At 56.4% G+C, this 15321-nt stretch carries 15 protein-coding genes; 8 read left to right on the top strand and 7 right to left on the bottom strand.

What is annotated here, in order from left to right; genetic code table 11:
* Window positions 1-20: 20 nt before the first annotated feature.
* The 5 genes from H650_RS00575 to H650_RS00555 all read left to right on the top strand — a co-directional run bounded on the left by H650_RS00575 (window position 21) and on the right by H650_RS00555 (window position 6800).
* Window positions 21-848, top strand: a complete 828-nt coding sequence (locus H650_RS00575; protein WP_016495741.1) for an EamA family transporter — start codon at window positions 21-23, stop codon at window positions 846-848.
* Window positions 849-868: 20 nt separating this feature from the next.
* A complete protein-coding gene (locus tag H650_RS00570) occupies window positions 869-1759 on the top strand; it encodes an oxidoreductase (protein ID WP_016495740.1) in 891 nt (296 codons plus the stop codon).
* 138 nt (window positions 1760-1897) lie between these two features.
* Window positions 1898-4291, top strand: a complete 2394-nt coding sequence (locus H650_RS00565) for a phosphoketolase family protein (protein ID WP_016495739.1) — start codon at window positions 1898-1900, stop codon at window positions 4289-4291.
* Between the two features lie 149 nt (window positions 4292-4440).
* Complete coding sequence (locus H650_RS00560) at window positions 4441-5754, top strand: cation:proton antiporter (protein ID WP_016495738.1); 1314 nt, start codon at window positions 4441-4443, stop codon at window positions 5752-5754.
* Window positions 5755-5843: 89 nt separating this feature from the next.
* Window positions 5844-6800, top strand: coding sequence for a quinone oxidoreductase family protein (locus H650_RS00555; RefSeq protein WP_016495737.1), 957 nt, complete (start codon window positions 5844-5846; stop codon window positions 6798-6800).
* On the opposite strand, the gene H650_RS00550 is transcribed toward H650_RS00555, so the two are convergent.
* From H650_RS00550 to ycgZ, 5 genes are all read right to left on the bottom strand, one after another.
* Complete coding sequence (locus tag H650_RS00550; RefSeq protein WP_016495736.1) at window positions 6784-8307, bottom strand: alpha/beta hydrolase; 1524 nt, start codon at window positions 8305-8307, stop codon at window positions 6784-6786. The genes H650_RS00555 and H650_RS00550 overlap by 17 nt on opposite strands.
* Window positions 8307-8459, bottom strand: a complete 153-nt coding sequence (locus H650_RS25590; protein ID WP_160269839.1) for a hypothetical protein — start codon at window positions 8457-8459, stop codon at window positions 8307-8309. Before H650_RS25590 ends, H650_RS00550 begins: the two co-directional genes overlap by 1 nt.
* A gap of 108 nt (window positions 8460-8567) precedes the next feature.
* Entirely contained in the window at window positions 8568-8846 is a 279-nt protein-coding gene (locus H650_RS00545; RefSeq protein ID WP_170956311.1) for a biofilm development regulator YmgB/AriR family protein, read from the bottom strand.
* Between the two features lie 41 nt (window positions 8847-8887).
* Window positions 8888-9196: a hypothetical protein gene (locus tag H650_RS25585; RefSeq protein ID WP_045509656.1), complete on the bottom strand. Its 309-nt coding sequence runs from the start codon at window positions 9194-9196 to the stop codon at window positions 8888-8890.
* Between the two features lie 147 nt (window positions 9197-9343).
* Entirely contained in the window at window positions 9344-9583 is a 240-nt protein-coding gene (gene ycgZ / locus H650_RS00540) for a regulatory protein YcgZ (RefSeq protein WP_016495733.1), read from the bottom strand.
* A gap of 333 nt (window positions 9584-9916) precedes the next feature.
* Here ycgZ and H650_RS00535 point away from each other — a divergent pair, with 333 nt between their 5' ends.
* The 3 genes from H650_RS00535 to H650_RS00525 all read left to right on the top strand — a co-directional run bounded on the left by H650_RS00535 (window position 9917) and on the right by H650_RS00525 (window position 12456).
* Window positions 9917-11140, top strand: coding sequence for a diguanylate phosphodiesterase (locus H650_RS00535; RefSeq protein WP_016495732.1), 1224 nt, complete (start codon window positions 9917-9919; stop codon window positions 11138-11140).
* A 100-nt stretch (window positions 11141-11240) separates the two neighbouring features.
* The gene (locus tag H650_RS00530) at window positions 11241-11987 is read left to right on the top strand and encodes a MerR family transcriptional regulator (RefSeq protein WP_016495731.1); all 747 of its coding nucleotides are present in this window, start codon (window positions 11241-11243) and stop codon (window positions 11985-11987) included.
* 4 nt (window positions 11988-11991) lie between these two features.
* Window positions 11992-12456, top strand: coding sequence for a hypothetical protein (locus H650_RS00525; protein ID WP_016495730.1), 465 nt, complete (start codon window positions 11992-11994; stop codon window positions 12454-12456).
* A 67-nt stretch (window positions 12457-12523) separates the two neighbouring features.
* Here the strand turns inward: H650_RS00525 and H650_RS00520 are convergent, their stop codons facing one another.
* The gene (locus H650_RS00520; RefSeq protein ID WP_016495729.1) at window positions 12524-13759 is read right to left on the bottom strand and encodes an MFS transporter; all 1236 of its coding nucleotides are present in this window, start codon (window positions 13757-13759) and stop codon (window positions 12524-12526) included.
* A 20-nt stretch (window positions 13760-13779) separates the two neighbouring features.
* Window positions 13780-15315, bottom strand: coding sequence for a DHA2 family efflux MFS transporter permease subunit (locus H650_RS00515; RefSeq protein ID WP_016495728.1), 1536 nt, complete (start codon window positions 15313-15315; stop codon window positions 13780-13782).
* Between the last annotated feature and the right edge of the window lie 6 nt (window positions 15316-15321).

Here is a 15321-nt window from a genome sequence, read left to right as displayed (position 1 = left end):
GTGCTGATTAGCATCGATACATGCCCACTTACCTTGTTTTACTGACGTTATTCGCCGCCCTGCTGCATGCCAGCTGGAATACGCTGTTACGCGGCGGCACGGATCGCTTATGGTCCATGACCATCATGTGCGCGACGATAGCCCTCACCTGCATTGTCGTGGCGCCGTTTTTACCCTTGCCGGCTTATGCAAGCTGGAAATATGCGCTGCTGTCAGCGGTGCTGCATGTCGGTTATAACCTGTCTCTGGTACGCAGTTATCAGAGCGGCGATCTCGGGCAAACCTACCCGATTGCGCGCGGTGCTTCACCGCTGATGGTGACCCTGGCGGCGGCTCTGTTTGTCGGGGAAAAAATGGCCGTGAACGCGCTTGCTGGCATTGGGTTGATTTCCGGCGGTATTCTGCTGCTTGTCCTGCAACGCCGTCGCCTGGCGCTACCGGGTCTGAAATATTCGCTGGTCACTGGCGCGTTTATCGCCGCTTATAGCGTGGTGGATGGCATTGGCGTGCGCATCGCGGGTAATGCCATCGCCTATACCGTGTGGATGAGTGCGTTATGGGGCGCGCTGATGCCCGCGCTCTATATCGGGCTTCGCGGTACAAAAAGTTTACTGCGCTGGCGTCCCGATGTATGGCCTGCCGCCGCCGGCGGGCTGGTTTCGCTGCTGGCTTACGGCATCATTATTTATGCGATGGCGACCGCGCCAATGGGGGCAGTTTCAGCGCTGCGTGAAACCAGCGTTCTGTTTGCGGCGCTACTGGGTTATCTGTTTCTCGGCGAGACGTTAACGCTAAGAAAAGTGCTGGCGTGTATGGTGATCGCGACCGGCACGGTAATGATTGGTTAACCACATCAGGAGAACTCACCATGTCTAATTTTCCGACAATTGCGCTGCTTGGCCCGGGGGCTATCGGCACGAGTATCGCGGCGGCGCTGCACGAAGTGGGCCGCGCTCCCGTTTTATGCGGACGTACCGCGCACCCGCAGTTGATTCTGCGCCACGATGAGGGGGAAATTGTGGTGCCCGGCCCGGTATTGAGCGATCCGGCAGCGCTGCATAAGCCGTTCGATCTGGTGTTTGTGGCGGTGAAAACCACGCAGGTTGCGCAGAGCGCCGCCTGGCTGGCGACGTTATGCGATGAAAACACCGTTGTGTGCGCGCTGCAAAATGGCGTCGAGCAAAAAAACCAGCTCGCTCCACTGGTCAACGGCGCAAGCGTGCTGCCGTCCGTCGTCTGGTTCCCGGCGCAGCGTGAGCCGGATGCCTCTGTCTGGCTGCGCGCCAGACCGCGCCTGACGCTGCCGGACGTGCCGCAGGCAGAACGGGTGGTGAAAGCGCTCAGCGACACACGCTGCGCGGTTGAATTGTCAGCGGATTTTACGTCGATCGCCTGGCGCAAGCTGTTGCAGAATGCGGTCGCTGGCCTGATGGTGCTCGCCAATCGCCGTGCCGGCATGTTCACACGCGAGGATATCACCGCGCTGGCGCTGGCGTACCTGCGTGAATGCCTGACGGTTGCGCGGGCGGAAGGCGCGGTGCTCAGCGATAACGTTGCCCGGGAGATTGTGGACGGTTTTCACCGTGCGCCAGCGGACTTAGGCACGTCAATTCTCGCCGACCGCCAGGCGAATCGCCCGCTGGAGTGGGATATCCGTAACGGTGTGGTGCAGCGCTATGGCCGCACGCATGGCATCGCCACGCCCATCAGCGATGTGGTGGTTCCACTGCTGGCCGCAGGCAGTGAAGGACCCGGTTGATCGTCCGGCTTTGCACGAAAAAGGGAACGTGATGCTGTTCATTTCGTCATCAGAAAACACGGTGTGCCAGGCTTAAAGGGAAATTTGTTCGCCTGCAAGGGCAACGCCTGGTTTACCTTCTGACGACGCGAGGAAAGCATGACACAGATATCGTCTCTCTCTGACCACGAAATTCAGCTGCTTGATCGCTACTGGCGCGCGGCCAATTATCTCTCTGTCGGGCAAATCTACCTGATGGATAACCCGCTACTGCGCGAGCCGCTCAGGCCGGAACATATCAAACCGCGCCTGCTGGGCCACTGGGGTACCACGCCGGGGCTGAATTTTATCTATGTTCATCTCAACCGCGCCATACGCCAGCGCGATCTCGATATGATTTATATCTGCGGCCCCGGCCATGGCGGGCCAGGCATGGTGGCCAACACCTGGCTTGAGGGGAGCTACAGCGAAATCTACCCGCAGATAAGCCAGAACGCTGACGGCATGAAGAAGCTGTTCCGCCAGTTTTCTTTCCCCGGCGGCATCCCCAGCCACGCCGCGCCCGAAACGCCCGGTTCGATTAATGAAGGCGGCGAGCTGGGTTACTCACTTGCTCATGCGTTTGGCGCGGTGTTCGATAACCCGTCCCTGATTGCCGCCTGCGTGATTGGCGATGGCGAAGCGGAAACCGGCCCGCTGGCCTCAAGCTGGCACGGCATAAAATTTCTCAACGCCGCCCGCGACGGCGCGGTACTACCGATCCTGCACCTGAACGGGTACAAAATTGCCAACCCTACGCTTCTCGGGCGCACCAGCGATGATGATTTACAACAGCTCTTTCGCGGCTACGGCTACGAACCGCTGTTTGTCAGCGGCCATGAACCCGCCAGGATGCACCGCCTGATGGCACAAACGCTGGAACAGGCGCTGAACAGCATCCGTGACTATCAGCAGCAGGCGCGCAGTGGCGAGGCGCAGACCACCGTGCCGCGCTGGCCACTGATCATTCTGCGCAGCCCCAAAGGCTGGACAGGCCCGCAAACCGTCGATGGCAAAAAAGTGGAGGATTTCTGGCGCGCGCACCAGGTTCCGGTTTCATCATGCCGTGAAAACGATGAGCACCGGCAACTGCTGGAACAGTGGATGCGCAGCTATCAGCCAGACGATCTTTTCGATGCATCGGGACAACTCAAAACAGAACTACAGGTACTGGCTCCGGTCGGCGATAAGCGCATGGGCGCGTCGCCGTGGGCCAACGGTGGTCGTTTACGCCGGGAACTGGTGACGCCGGACCTGCATCACTACGCCGTCGAAGTGACCTCCCCGGGCGAAACGCAGGCCGAATCCACCGCCGCGCTGGGCGCCTATCTGGCCGGTATTTTCGAACACAACCGCGATAATTTCCGGCTGTTTGGCCCCGACGAAACGGCCTCCAACCGGTTGAGTAAAGTGTTCGACGTAACGAATCGCACCTGGCAGGAGCCGCTTAAACCCTATGATGAGCAACTGGCGCGCGATGGTCGGGTGATGGAGATCCTGAGCGAACATCAATGCCAGGGCTGGCTTGAGGGCTATTTGCTGACCGGGCGTCACGGGCTGTTCAACTGTTATGAGGCGTTTATTCATATTGTCGACTCGATGTTTAACCAGCATGCGAAGTGGCTGAAAGTGACGCGCAACCTGCCCTGGCGCGCGCCGATATCGTCGCTCAACTACCTGCTCTCCTCGCATGTCTGGCGCCAGGATCACAATGGCTACAGCCATCAGGACCCCGGTTTTATCGATCATGTCGCCAATAAAAAAGCGGATATTGTGCGCATTTACCTGCCGCCGGATGCCAATACCCTGCTGTGTGTCGCCGACCACTGCCTGAAAACCTGGGATCGCATTAACGTCATCGTCGCCGGGAAACAGCCTGCGCCTCAGTGGTTAAACCTCGATGACGCGGCAAAACACTGCGCTGCAGGAATGGGGATCTGGTCGTGGGCCGGAAACGTGCAGCAGAACGAAACTCCGGATGTGGTGATGGCCTGCGCGGGCGACGTGCCGACCATGGAAACCCTCGCTGCGGTCGACCTGCTGCGTCATTACCTGCCGGAGCTGCGTGTTCAGGTGGTGAACGTCGTGGATCTCATGGCGCTGCAAACCCAGGATCAGCATCCGCATGGCCTGAGCGAAGAGGCCTTCGAGGCGGTATTTACTGCCGATAAGCCGGTGATTTTTGCCTTCCACGGCTACCCGAGTCTGATTCACCGCCTCACTTATCAGCGCAACAACCACCGCCATTTTCACGTGCATGGCTTTATGGAAGAAGGCACCACCACTACGCCATTTGATATGACCGTGCTCAATGAACTGGATCGTTTTCACCTGGCGCAGGAGGCGATTTTGCGCGTGCCGTCGTTACAGGGCAAAGCGGATGACATCCTGGAGGATCTGGCGCAAAAAATTGCCGCGCACCATCAGTATGTTCGCGAATATGGCGAAGACTTGCCTGAAGTGCAGAACTGGAAATGGCCATCGCAGCAAGGGGAAGGTAACGTACCGGAGTAAACGGGCGAGCAACCCGCACGCGTAATGTCCCATGTGTTACCAGCACGCCGTTCGCCAGGCGCGGCGTGCTGGCATTAGGGAGTACTCTGCTGGCACATCTTTTGGTAGCAGCTATACCTGTTAAGAAGATGATTTTGCTTGGGAGTAGTATGGAATATCTGGCCTGGACCGCTGCGGCGGGTTGTTTGTTGTTGTTTATGTCTCTCTCTTACGGCTGGATAAGCCGTGTCCCGGTGCCCATTTTTGGCCTCTATCTGCTGGTGGGTTTTGCCTGCGGGCCGTGGATGTTGGGGCTGATTGGCATTGATATTGTTCGCCACGCCCCGCTTACCAGCCGGATAACGGAAATGGCGATGGCGGCGTCGCTTTTTATCACCGGGCTGAAAATCCGCCTGCCGCTTACCTCGCCTTACTGGCGAATGGGCATCATGCTGGCGCTGCCCGCTATGTTGCTGACCATTGCCGGGATTATGCTCGCCGCCCATTTTATGGCCAATCTTTCATGGCCGTTATCGCTGGCGCTGGCGGCTATTCTCGCCCCTACCGATCCGGTGCTGGCAAGCCTGGTGGCTATCAACGATGCACAGGATGATGACCGCCTCAGGATCGCGCTCTCCAGTGAAGCGGGTCTCAATGATGGCACCGCGCTGCCCTTTTTGATGCTGGCGCTGCTCTGGCAAAAAGCCGGTGGCACAATCAGCGCCGGGGAATGGTTTCACTGGTTGAGCGTCGATCTGCTCTGGGCGCTGATCGGCGGGCTGGGTATCGGTTTTGTTCTCGGACGCTTAATTGGCCTAGTCGCCACACGCTCACGCCACGCGCAGGGGGAAGTGGCACCCAGCGATTTTATTGCGTTAGCGCTGATTTGCCTGAGTTTTTCGCTGGCGATGATGCTCAGCGCGTCCGGTTTTCTCGCGGCGTTCGCTGCCGGTATCGGCCTGCGTAGCGCCGAGATGAGCGTACAAAAACGCCACACCAGCGAGGACGATCACGACCTGCCCGCCGAGATGCAGGTGAATCCGCATACCCGGCACGGGCTTGAAGAGCATAACCCGATCAAATCCGTCGGTCTGGTGGTGGGCGATGCGCTCTCCTTTGGCGATACCGTTGAGCGGTTGCTGGCCGCCGGGCTGGTGATCGTGCTTGGTGTGACACTGTCACGCCACTGGGATGCCAGCGCGCTGCTGCTGGCTTTCACCGTGTTTATCATCATTCGCCCCCTCGCCGTCTGGTTGCTGACCTGGCGTTCGGGTGAATCCGTGCTGCATCGGTTAAGTCTTGGCTGGCTGGGCATTCGCGGGATCGGCAGTCTTAACTATATCGCCTACGCCTGGACGCATGGCCTTCAGAACGCGGGAGTGATAACCGATATCGCCATCACCATCGTGACGCTAAGCGTGCTGGTACACGGTATTTCAGTCACGCCATTACTCACCCTGCGGCGAAAACAGGAACAGCGCTGAACGTCGCCGCGAACCATCATACGCAGACGTAGCGTCGCTGAGCTTGCGGCGTTGTCATGATCACCCGCAGATAAAAACAGGAGACAACGATGAAAGCCGCACGCTATTTTCAGCCGGGAAAACCGGAGGTTTTACGTTATACCGACGTCCCCGAACCTGTTTGTGGTCCGAACGATGTGCTGATCCGCGTAGAAGCCATCTCGCTTGAGGGCGCCGATGTGATTAATCGCGCCACGGCCTTCCCCGGCGAGCAAGGTGGTATTCCTGGTTATTCCGCTGCGGGCACGATTATTGAAGTCGGTGCGCAGGTAACAGATCGCCACCCGGGACAACGTGTGGCGACGCTCGCGCTCGCGGGTTCTCATGCCCAGTACCGCGTTGCACCCGCGCAATGGTCATGGGTCATTCCCGACGGGCTGGATGTTGTTTCCGCGTCGGTTATCCCGGTGAGTTTTGGCACGGCTGCCTGGGCGCTCTCTTCACGCTTAAAGATCAAAGCAGGCGATAGCGTGCTTATCCAGGGCGGCGCGGGTGGCGTTGGGGTTGCCGCCATTCAGCTTGCGAAGGCGCAGGGCGCGCGCGTGCTCGCCACGCTTTCCGGTGATGCCCGCATAAGCCAACTGACAACACTCGGGCTTGATGTCGCACTGGATTACCGCCAGCAGGATATTGTCGCCGAGGTGAAACGGCTGACAAACGCAGCCGGCGTGGACGGCGTTCTCGATCTGGTCGGCTCGACGCTGGAACAATCCATCGCCTGCCTGCGCGAATGGGGAACCGTGGTACTGGCCGGTAACGCCGGGGGAAATGCCCGCGCCGATCTGGCGGCATTACAGCAAGCTAATCAAACGATTAGCGGGCTTTTCTGGGGGCGTGAACTTGCCCACCAGCAAGCACGAGATTCAATCGACACGCTGCTGATGGATGTCAGGGATAACAAATTCAGCGTGATCATCGACAGAGAGTTTTCCCTGCAAGAGGTGGAGCAAGCCCACCGCTACGCAGAGGAAAACCGCGTGCTGGGGCGCATTATTCTGCGTCCCTGACGGCTGGCGACTGGCGAGAAGCATTGAGGCACGCCGGGATATCGCGCTTATCGCTGCACGCAATGCGCTGGTTTATTTGCGCCATCATCCACGGGAAAAACGGGTTGGAACTGGCGCGCATCAGCGTATCAAGACTCACCGCCAGCGTATTGGTTTCGCCGCGTAGCGAAATGGCGCCGAGGCTTATGCCGTATTGATTATTCTGCGCCGGATACAGGCCGTACAGGGAGTCATTCAGTGGAAACGGCAGCGCAATGTGCGACAGCGAAAACATCCCCGGCGGCCAGGCAATGTGTAACGCCTCCTGCGTCTCCTGCACCGCCTGCGCGGGCGTCATGCGGGCAACCGTGTCAACGCTGTCGGCGGCGGCATTGGTAATGACGGTGGTTGTGTAGCGACGTGGCGGCGCAGGCAGCAGCGTATTCACCGCCAGCGAGGCTGACGGGCGAAACAGCGCACCGGCATTGGCCGCCTGGTTGATATCAAACAGCACTAACTCGCTGCCGTTTTGCGGCAGATAGCGGTACAGCGCGTCGACCACCGCGCGGGTACTGACCGTGGAATCCATCACCGACTGGAACGTCAGTACCGGCGGTAAGTCTTTTATCTGTCCGCTGCGCGCAGCCTGCTGGATCTGCTGCTGCAACGCCTGCGTTAGCAACCATGATTGTCGGGCGGCGTTAACCGGAAACGAATTGTATTTATACGGGTTGAATTCTGGCACCACATTCAGCCACGCCGCTTTGGCAAACGCCGGAAACGCCGCGGGCCAGCCAGCGAGCCCGGCAAAACGCGCATAGGATGGAACACCGATCATCGGCGATAACAGAATGATCTGTTGTGGTCGGCGCAGCGCGCTGTTGCCAAGGCTATCCAGCGCATACTGCATGGCCAGCGCGCCTCCGTTCGAGTAGCCGACAAGATGCAGCGGTACGGACGCTCCCGCAAGCCTTGTGGCTTCCCGCACAGCCAGTCGCGTGGTCGCCAGCCATTGGTCGCGATCCACTTTCGCCAGCGCGCCTGGTGCTGTGCCGTGCCCCGGCATGCGCGGCACCACCACCACAAATCCCTGCTGCTGCCAGGCCTGCGCCAGGTAACGCATGCTGTAGGGCGAATCCGTCAGCCCGTGCAGCAACACCGCCGCGCCGCGAATAGTGCCTTGCGGCATCAATACCTGAGAGCGGTTCCAGTTGGGTTGAAAACCGGCGGGGTAAACCCGGCTTTGCGCGTAAAACCGGTTAAGCGGTGTTTTCTCATCGTCGCTAAGCGCATCCGTGAGCTGCGTTTTCATGTCGCGGAAAAGCGTGTCTTCGTGCGCAAGATAGTCGGCGAAACGGGCGTGGTCGATCGCTTCGGCAGACATTTCATCAGCAGACCAGCGGTGCCATGACTGCAACGAAGGGCCTTTTTCCGACTGATAAACGCGGCCAATAAAAAAAACGATGCCGAGCACAAGCAGCCCAACGGCAAGCTTTCTGGCAAGTGGGATGAGCTTAAAACCTGACATTATTGCCCTTTGTCGCCACCAGGCGCGGCGATGCCGTTACGAAACAGTGCACAGAGAATAGTGCCACTTTTCAGATTGCGGCAAATCACTACGTCGGCAGGCAAGCGTAAAAAAACCCTGGTGTGGCAGGTGTTGGCAAAGGGTGTTTTCAACAAGTGGAGCCAGTAGAAGCCAATAAAGGAAGGCAAAAAACCGCTATTGGCAGATTATTGCCACCGTCTGCTTTTGCGGACGGTGGCAATAATCCCTCGTTCCTGAGGTCAGATATCATCCGTCGTATGGTGTACAACAATTTCCAGCGTATTGCGGATAATGTCGCTTCGTACCACATCATCCGTGCTTTCGATCATCCGGATAAGTTCAAGAATCAACGCCTTATGGGTTATACGTTCATCGGCTGCGACTATGCGTCTGATGGCGACACCAAGAATGGCGGATTCCTCTGCAAGTTTTTCACCACCGCTGCGAAAATATTCCATGAGAGAAAGATCGGTAAGATTTTCGTACCCATCAGAACTTTCAAGCATAGCCTGGCTCATTTCATTACCCCATGTTGAGTTCATTCTTATCAGCACTTCAGTCAGTGTTTTTTACTACTGCCCGGCTGCTTGTTGCCAAACAGTGGATAAATGTTATCCCTGCGATCCTCATTCCATTCCATGCCTACCGCGTCTGCGCCATGGCGCATTTCGCCCAGCGTGTTATTGCTGATTTCGGCAATAATGCGCCCCAGCATCTTGCGCCGTTGGCTGTCAGGCTCACTGCTCTCCATCGAACGCAGCCGGGCTATCAGTGCCTGGGTGCTGATAGGAGAGTTGTCTTTCAGGAGTGACAACACGGCCACTCCGATAAGTTCATCTGTCAGTTGCTCTATTTCACTACTGTTCATAACTGCATCTCGGGTTGCCGCCCGTTGCCGAAGTGCAATTGCGGCATGAAGCCAATTCTCACGTGGTAGCGTTCTGCCAGAGCTTATGGCGCCCCGTGAGAATTGACTCAAATAACCAGGTCATTTATCGCGATTAGTCTTTTCATCTTAACGATCAAACAGCAAACCAATCAGCGTGTGATAGTGGCTCTCCTCTTCCGGGCCAGATGCTTTTTCAAGCCGCGACAACAATTTCGTACAAATAGCCTTACGGTTCAGATTGCGGCCTTCGGTCAGGATCTCGACTGCAATGCGTCCTAATGTTTCTTGCTGCGTTGGCAGCGTGGCTTTATCAAAGTAGCGAGTAACAGCATTCGCTGTGTTTGGAAGAAAACCATTCTGTTGCATCTGTTAATCCTCTAAAGTCCATGAGTCAGGAAAGTACAATTAAAGTTATACAAAGATTGCTAATATGTACATAGAAATTGTACAAAATAATTAGCCCCCTATAGAAACCCTCCATAAATTTATACAAATCATCAAGTTAACACGAAAACAAAAGTTTTCGGACGCAACAGGCTTGTACAAATTACCTGTATCGATGCCTGCTGAGTTGTTAACATTTCTGCATAATCACCTGCGGACATACGCGAACTATTTGAAAATAAATGGAATAACGGCACAACGTCCTGGCTATCTTCTGCTAAGGTAAATATTCCTAAATATCCCGCCGGAACTCCTATGCTTACCACCATCATTTACCGCAGCCACCTGCACGACCATGTCTCGTTTAAGATGCTTGAAGAGATGGTCGCAGCCGCCAATATCAAAAATGGTCGGGCCAGCGTGACGGGGATCCTGCTATTTAATGGCACCCATTTTTTTCAATTGCTTGAAGGGCCTGAAGAAAGTGTTACGGCTATTTATCAGGACATCTGTGGCGATGACCGCCATTACAATTTGGTCGAAGTGCTCAGAGACTACGCGCCGTCAAGGCGCTTCGGTAAGACCGGAATGGAGCTGTTCGACTTGCGCGATCACGATCGTGAAGCGGTATTGCAGACCGTGTTTGATAAAGGCACAACGCGATACCAACTGACCTACGGCGATCGCGCATTGCAGTTCTTTCAGACCTTCGTCGAAGACAGCGAGAAAGAGTTCTACTACGAAATTCCACCGGGCGATGCCTGGGAGTTTATTGCCGATGGCAACGCGATACCCCTGCCGCCAGGCGTCCCGGATAGCCGTGCCGACTGCCATTTTGCTTTCCAGCCTATTGTTGACCCCTTTGCCCGCCAGATTGTCTCTGTCGAAGCGCTGCTGCGTACCCGCGTAGGCGGATCGCCGCAGGACTGGTTCGACGATATGGCCGGGGATGATATTTACACCGCCGATTTACAAAGTAAGCGCGTCGCTTTTGCGATGGCCGCGGCGTTGAAGCTGGGTACGCAGACGCTCTCGGTAAATCTGCTGCCCATGACGCTGGTAAAGGTGCCTGATGCCACTGAATTTATTGTGCAGGCAATTAAAGAGCACGGGCTGGTTCCTGAACAGGTCATCGTGGAATTTAACGAAAGCGCTGTGTTTTCATGCATTGATGCGTTTACGCAGGCGGTAAAAATGCTGAAAGGCGCCGGTATTCGTGTGGCAATCGATCACTTCGGTGCCGGGTTTGGCGGGCTGGTACTGCTGACGCAATTCCAGCCGGACCGAATCAAAATCAACCGTGCCCTGATTGCGGACGTGCACAAAAGTGGCTCCCGTCAGGCCATTGTTCAGGCGATTATCAAATGCTGTACCTCGCTGGAAATTGCTATTTCCGCCGTCGGCGTCGAAAAGGCGGAAGAGTGGATGTGGCTTGAATCGGCGGGCATTTCTCAGTTCCAGGGACACCTTTTCGCGCGCCCGGATGTAAACGGCATTCCGGCCGTGGCCTGGCCAGAAAAAAGAGATGAGATGATATAAGCTGTGCAGCGAAGTTGTACAAAAAAGGATTTGTACAACTTTGCAAAGTTAACTTAGTCTGTGAAAAGAGCACACTGGCGTTAAAGAGTACGAGGGAGCTATGGCTTTTTATAGTATCGGCGAGGTTGCCGAACGCTGCGGGATAAACCCGGTCACACTACGCGCCTGGCAGCGTCGCTATGGGCTGTTAAAACCGCAGCGCAGTGAAGGTGGTCATCGTCAATTCGATGAGTCTGACATTCAGCGCATTGTGGAGATCAAGCGCTGGATCGATAACGGCATTTCCGTAAGCAAAGTTAAAGCCTTGCTCGACGACAACAAATTCGCCGGGCAAACAAGCTGGGCGTCACTCCAGGAAGAGTTGATGTCGATGCTGCGACAAGTGAATCCCTCCCGGCTGCGCGCCACCCTTCACACCTTGAGTCAGACACACGCAGCGGATGTGCTTATCGACGACATACTGGTGCCGGTACGCCAGCGGCTCAGCCGCGATAAAAATACCGCACGTGTGGTGTTAAGCCTGCTGGACGGGGTATTAGTGGAGTTCGCCGCGTCAGGCATTGCCACCGCGCGTGAACAGGCAGCGAAAACAGCGCTGCTGATCGCCTGGGGAAATGACGATCGCACCCATCTATGGCTCGAAGCATGGCGCCTGTCACAGCAGGGCTGGCGCATTGATGTCCTCGCCGAACCGCTCGACTCCCCTCACCCGGAATTTTTTCCCGGCCAGCATCTGTTTGTCTGGACCGGCAAACCGCTCACGCGCAGCCAGGCGCAGCAGCTTGCCCACTGGCGGGAACAGGGGTTTGCTATATCAGTGCATACGGGGAGTGCGAGGGAAAAATGAAGTGATGAGTAAAAATGCAATCAATTATGCTTTTTTTATCTTGCTCGCCTTATGGCTAGCTTTATATGTTACTTGCACCAGAATACCGTATTTCAAGACCTTCAAACCGGAGGATATTCGGATACCCCTGAATATTAGCTTCGCCATTCTGGTATTAATTGTTACCTACGTTGACCGCTATTTCAGGTATAAACCCTGCAACGAAAATCAGGCGCAATTCCCCGAAACGAAAGATCTCTTTCTGCCATTTGGTTTGGCGCTTATGCCGTTGACGTCTTCGATGATCGATCTTGGCGACGCCAAAGCAAACAATGAGTTTATTTATTCTCTCATCTTGATGATATTGAGTAGCATCACCATCGTGGAAACTACTTTTCTTTGTAATTTTCAGCAGAACAATACATTCATGCGTCGTTTTATTCTTCACATAGTTCTTGCTTGTGCATTAAGTGGGGCGGCTTTACTTTAATAACGTAACTCGCACGCGAATTACTCAGTTATAAAAAACCTATACTTGTGCATAGGTTTTGGAATAATTATACACCCTCACTTTCCAGCCGCTGACGGAGGCGCAAACCGGGGAACCACTTCATCCAGAGGGCTACCACAATCAACGTGCCGACACCGCCAATCGCCGCCGCAGGCACCGCGCCAAGCCACGCCGCCAGCATACCGGATTCAAATTCGCCGAGCTGGTTAGAGGTGTTGATAAAAATGGAGTTAACCGCGTTCACCCGCCCGCGCATCTCGTCTGGGGTATCGAGTTGCACCAGCGAACCGCGGATCACCATGCTCACCATGTCGAAACCGCCGAGCGCGAACAGCGCCAGCAGCGACAGCCACATCCAGCTTGAGAAGGCGAACACCAGCGTCGCCACGCCAAACCCTGCCACGCACATAAACATGATCATGCCGACATTGCGCGTCAATGCGCGGTGGCTTAACCAGAAGCCCACCAGCAGCGCACCAACGGCTGGCGCACTACGCAGCAAGCCCAGACCAAGCGGCCCGGTATGCAGCACATCATGGGCGAAAATGGGCAGCAGCGCGGTCGCGCCGCCGAGCAGTACGGCAAACAGATCGAGCGAAATCACCCCCAGCACATCCGGGCGGTTGCGGATAAACCCAACGCCGGCAAACAGCGAAGATAGCGTCGCCGGCGTGCGCGGCGGCTGCGCCTGTTCATACCGCAGGGTCATCACCAGCAACAGCGACACCAGATAGAGCCCGGCGGTAACGCTGTACACCACATCGGCCCCCGCCGCGTAGAGAAAACCGCCCAGCGCCGGGCCGACAATCTGCGCCGCCTGGCCGGAAACCGCATTCGCGGCTGTTGCTCGCGGTAAAATGGAGAGCGGCACCAGCGCCGGCAACATCGAAATCATCGATGGCGACTCAATGGTTTTGGCGCAAGAGATAACAAAGATAAGCGCCAGAATCACCCACACGCTGGCATCGCCCTGCCACGTTAACCACGCCAGCGCGGCGATGGCCAGCCACTCGAGAATCTGCGCCAGCAGCACCACGCGACGGCGGTCAAACTGGTCGGCGATATGCCCGGCAGGCAGCGCCAGCGTTAACGAGGGAATAAACTGCACCAGACCAATCATCCCCAGCCAGAACGCGCTCTGTGTCTGGGAGTAAATTTGCCAGCCGACGATGATAGATAACATCTGAAAACCGAAGCTGGAGCTGGTTCGCGCCAGCCAGAAGGCAACAAAAGAACGATGCTGCAATAAACGACCATCACTGCCTGGTAACACCGGAGCCATAGGTTATTCCATCTCTGTTATTAGTGTCCTGCCGACGGCGCGCCCGGCGCACCGGAACGCACAAACGGCGGGCGGGCAAACCAAATCACCACCACCAGCGCCAGAAATCCCCAGCCCAACAGCCAGAAATAGTCGATGGTTGACAGCATATAGGCCTGCTGTTCAATGGTTTTATCCACCGCCGCCAGGTGTTGCTGCGTCACGCCGCCCATTTTATGCAGATAATCAGTGGCCGCTGGGTTATACACGGAGACGCTTTCCGTCAGGTTAGCATGATGGTAAACCTCGCGGCGCGACCAGATCCAGGTGGTGAGCGACGAGGCAAACGAGCCGCCCAGCACGCGGAAAAAGGTTGCCAGCCCGGAGCCTTCCGCCACTTCGGCACCGTGCAGATTCGACAGCACGATGGTGGTGATCGGCATAAAGAAAAACGCCACGCCGATCCCCATAAACATCTGCACTTCCGCCACGGTGCGAAAATCGACACTGGTATTAAACTGTGCGCGGATAAGGCAGGATGCGCCCATGGTCAGAAACGACAATGACGCCAGCAGACGCAGATCCACTTTATGGGCGTAGCGACCGATAAACGGTGTTAACAGCAGCGGCAAAAAGCCCATCGGCGCGGCGGCAAGCCCGGCCCAGATGGCGGTATAACCCATCTGGGTTTGCAGCCACTGCGGCAGGATAATGTTAATAGCGAAAAAGGCCGCGTAACCGAGCGTCAGCGTTGCGGTGCCAATGGCGAAGTTGCGATCTTTAAACAGCCGCAGGTTCACAATCGGGTGCTGCTCCCCCAGTTCCCAGATAACAAACGACGCCAGCGCAATGGCGGAAAGTACCGACATAACGATGATTTCCGTGGCGTTGAACCAGTCCATGTCGTTGCCTTTATCCAGCACCACCTGCAACAGGCCCACGCCGAGCACCAGCAACGCAATGCCGATGTAATCGATCGGCGAATGAGAGGTGGTTTCTTCGCGCTCGCGCAGCTGTGTCCAGACCACGATGGCGGCGAAAATCCCTATCGGTACGTTGATATAGAAGATCCACGGCCACGAGTAATTGTCGGTGATCCAGCCGCCGGTAATCGGCCCGACAATCGGTGCGACCACGGTCACCATCGACAGCAACGCCAGCGCCATACTGCGTTTGCTGGTCGGGAAAATTACCAGCAACAGCGTCTGGCACATCGGGAACATCGGCCCGGCAAAAAAGCCCTGCAGCGCACGGAAGATAATCAGCTCGGTCATGCTGTGGGCGAACCCGCACAGAAACGAGGTCAGAGTGAACAGCGCCACCGAACCAACAAACAGCTTGAGCTGACCAAAGCGACGGGTAAACCAGCCGGTCAGCGGCAGCGCAATAGCATTGCACACCGCGAACGAGGTAATCACCCAGGTGCCCTGATCCGAACTGACGCCAAGGTTACCGGCGATGGTCGGCAGCGCAACGTTCGCGATGGTGGTATCCAGCACCTGCATAAAGGTTGCCAGCGACAGCGCAATCGTCGCCAGCAACAGGCTGGGTGGCGTAAACGCCGACTTATCTTGCATAACGTC

This window comes from Enterobacter sp. R4-368, assembly GCF_000410515.1.
GTDB lineage: Bacteria > Pseudomonadota > Gammaproteobacteria > Enterobacterales > Enterobacteriaceae > Kosakonia.
This window is presented reverse-complemented; position numbering and strand designations above follow the sequence as displayed.

Bases quoted from the DNA above. Each gene is read 5' to 3' on its own strand.
- H650_RS00555 (WP_016495737.1), top strand. From the start codon at position 5,844: ATGAAAGCCGCACGCTATTTTCAGCCGGGAAAACCGGAGGTTTTACGT.
- H650_RS00525 (WP_016495730.1), top strand. From the start codon at position 11,992: ATGAGTAAAAATGCAATCAATTATGCTTTTTTTATCTTGCTCGCCTTA.
- H650_RS00575 (WP_016495741.1), top strand. From the start codon at position 21: ATGCCCACTTACCTTGTTTTACTGACGTTATTCGCCGCCCTGCTGCAT.
- H650_RS25585 (WP_045509656.1), bottom strand. From the start codon at position 9,196: ATGAACAGTAGTGAAATAGAGCAACTGACAGATGAACTTATCGGAGTG.
- H650_RS00550 (WP_016495736.1), bottom strand. From the start codon at position 8,307: ATGTCAGGTTTTAAGCTCATCCCACTTGCCAGAAAGCTTGCCGTTGGG.
- H650_RS00545 (WP_170956311.1), bottom strand. From the start codon at position 8,846: ATGAGCCAGGCTATGCTTGAAAGTTCTGATGGGTACGAAAATCTTACC.
- H650_RS00560 (WP_016495738.1), top strand. From the start codon at position 4,441: ATGGAATATCTGGCCTGGACCGCTGCGGCGGGTTGTTTGTTGTTGTTT.
- H650_RS00565 (WP_016495739.1), top strand. From the start codon at position 1,898: ATGACACAGATATCGTCTCTCTCTGACCACGAAATTCAGCTGCTTGAT.
- H650_RS00520 (WP_016495729.1), bottom strand. From the start codon at position 13,759: ATGGCTCCGGTGTTACCAGGCAGTGATGGTCGTTTATTGCAGCATCGT.
- H650_RS00535 (WP_016495732.1), top strand. From the start codon at position 9,917: ATGCTTACCACCATCATTTACCGCAGCCACCTGCACGACCATGTCTCG.
- H650_RS00570 (WP_016495740.1), top strand. From the start codon at position 869: ATGTCTAATTTTCCGACAATTGCGCTGCTTGGCCCGGGGGCTATCGGC.
- H650_RS00530 (WP_016495731.1), top strand. From the start codon at position 11,241: ATGGCTTTTTATAGTATCGGCGAGGTTGCCGAACGCTGCGGGATAAAC.
- H650_RS00515 (WP_016495728.1), bottom strand. From the start codon at position 15,315: ATGCAAGATAAGTCGGCGTTTACGCCACCCAGCCTGTTGCTGGCGACG.
- ycgZ (WP_016495733.1), bottom strand. From the start codon at position 9,583: ATGCAACAGAATGGTTTTCTTCCAAACACAGCGAATGCTGTTACTCGC.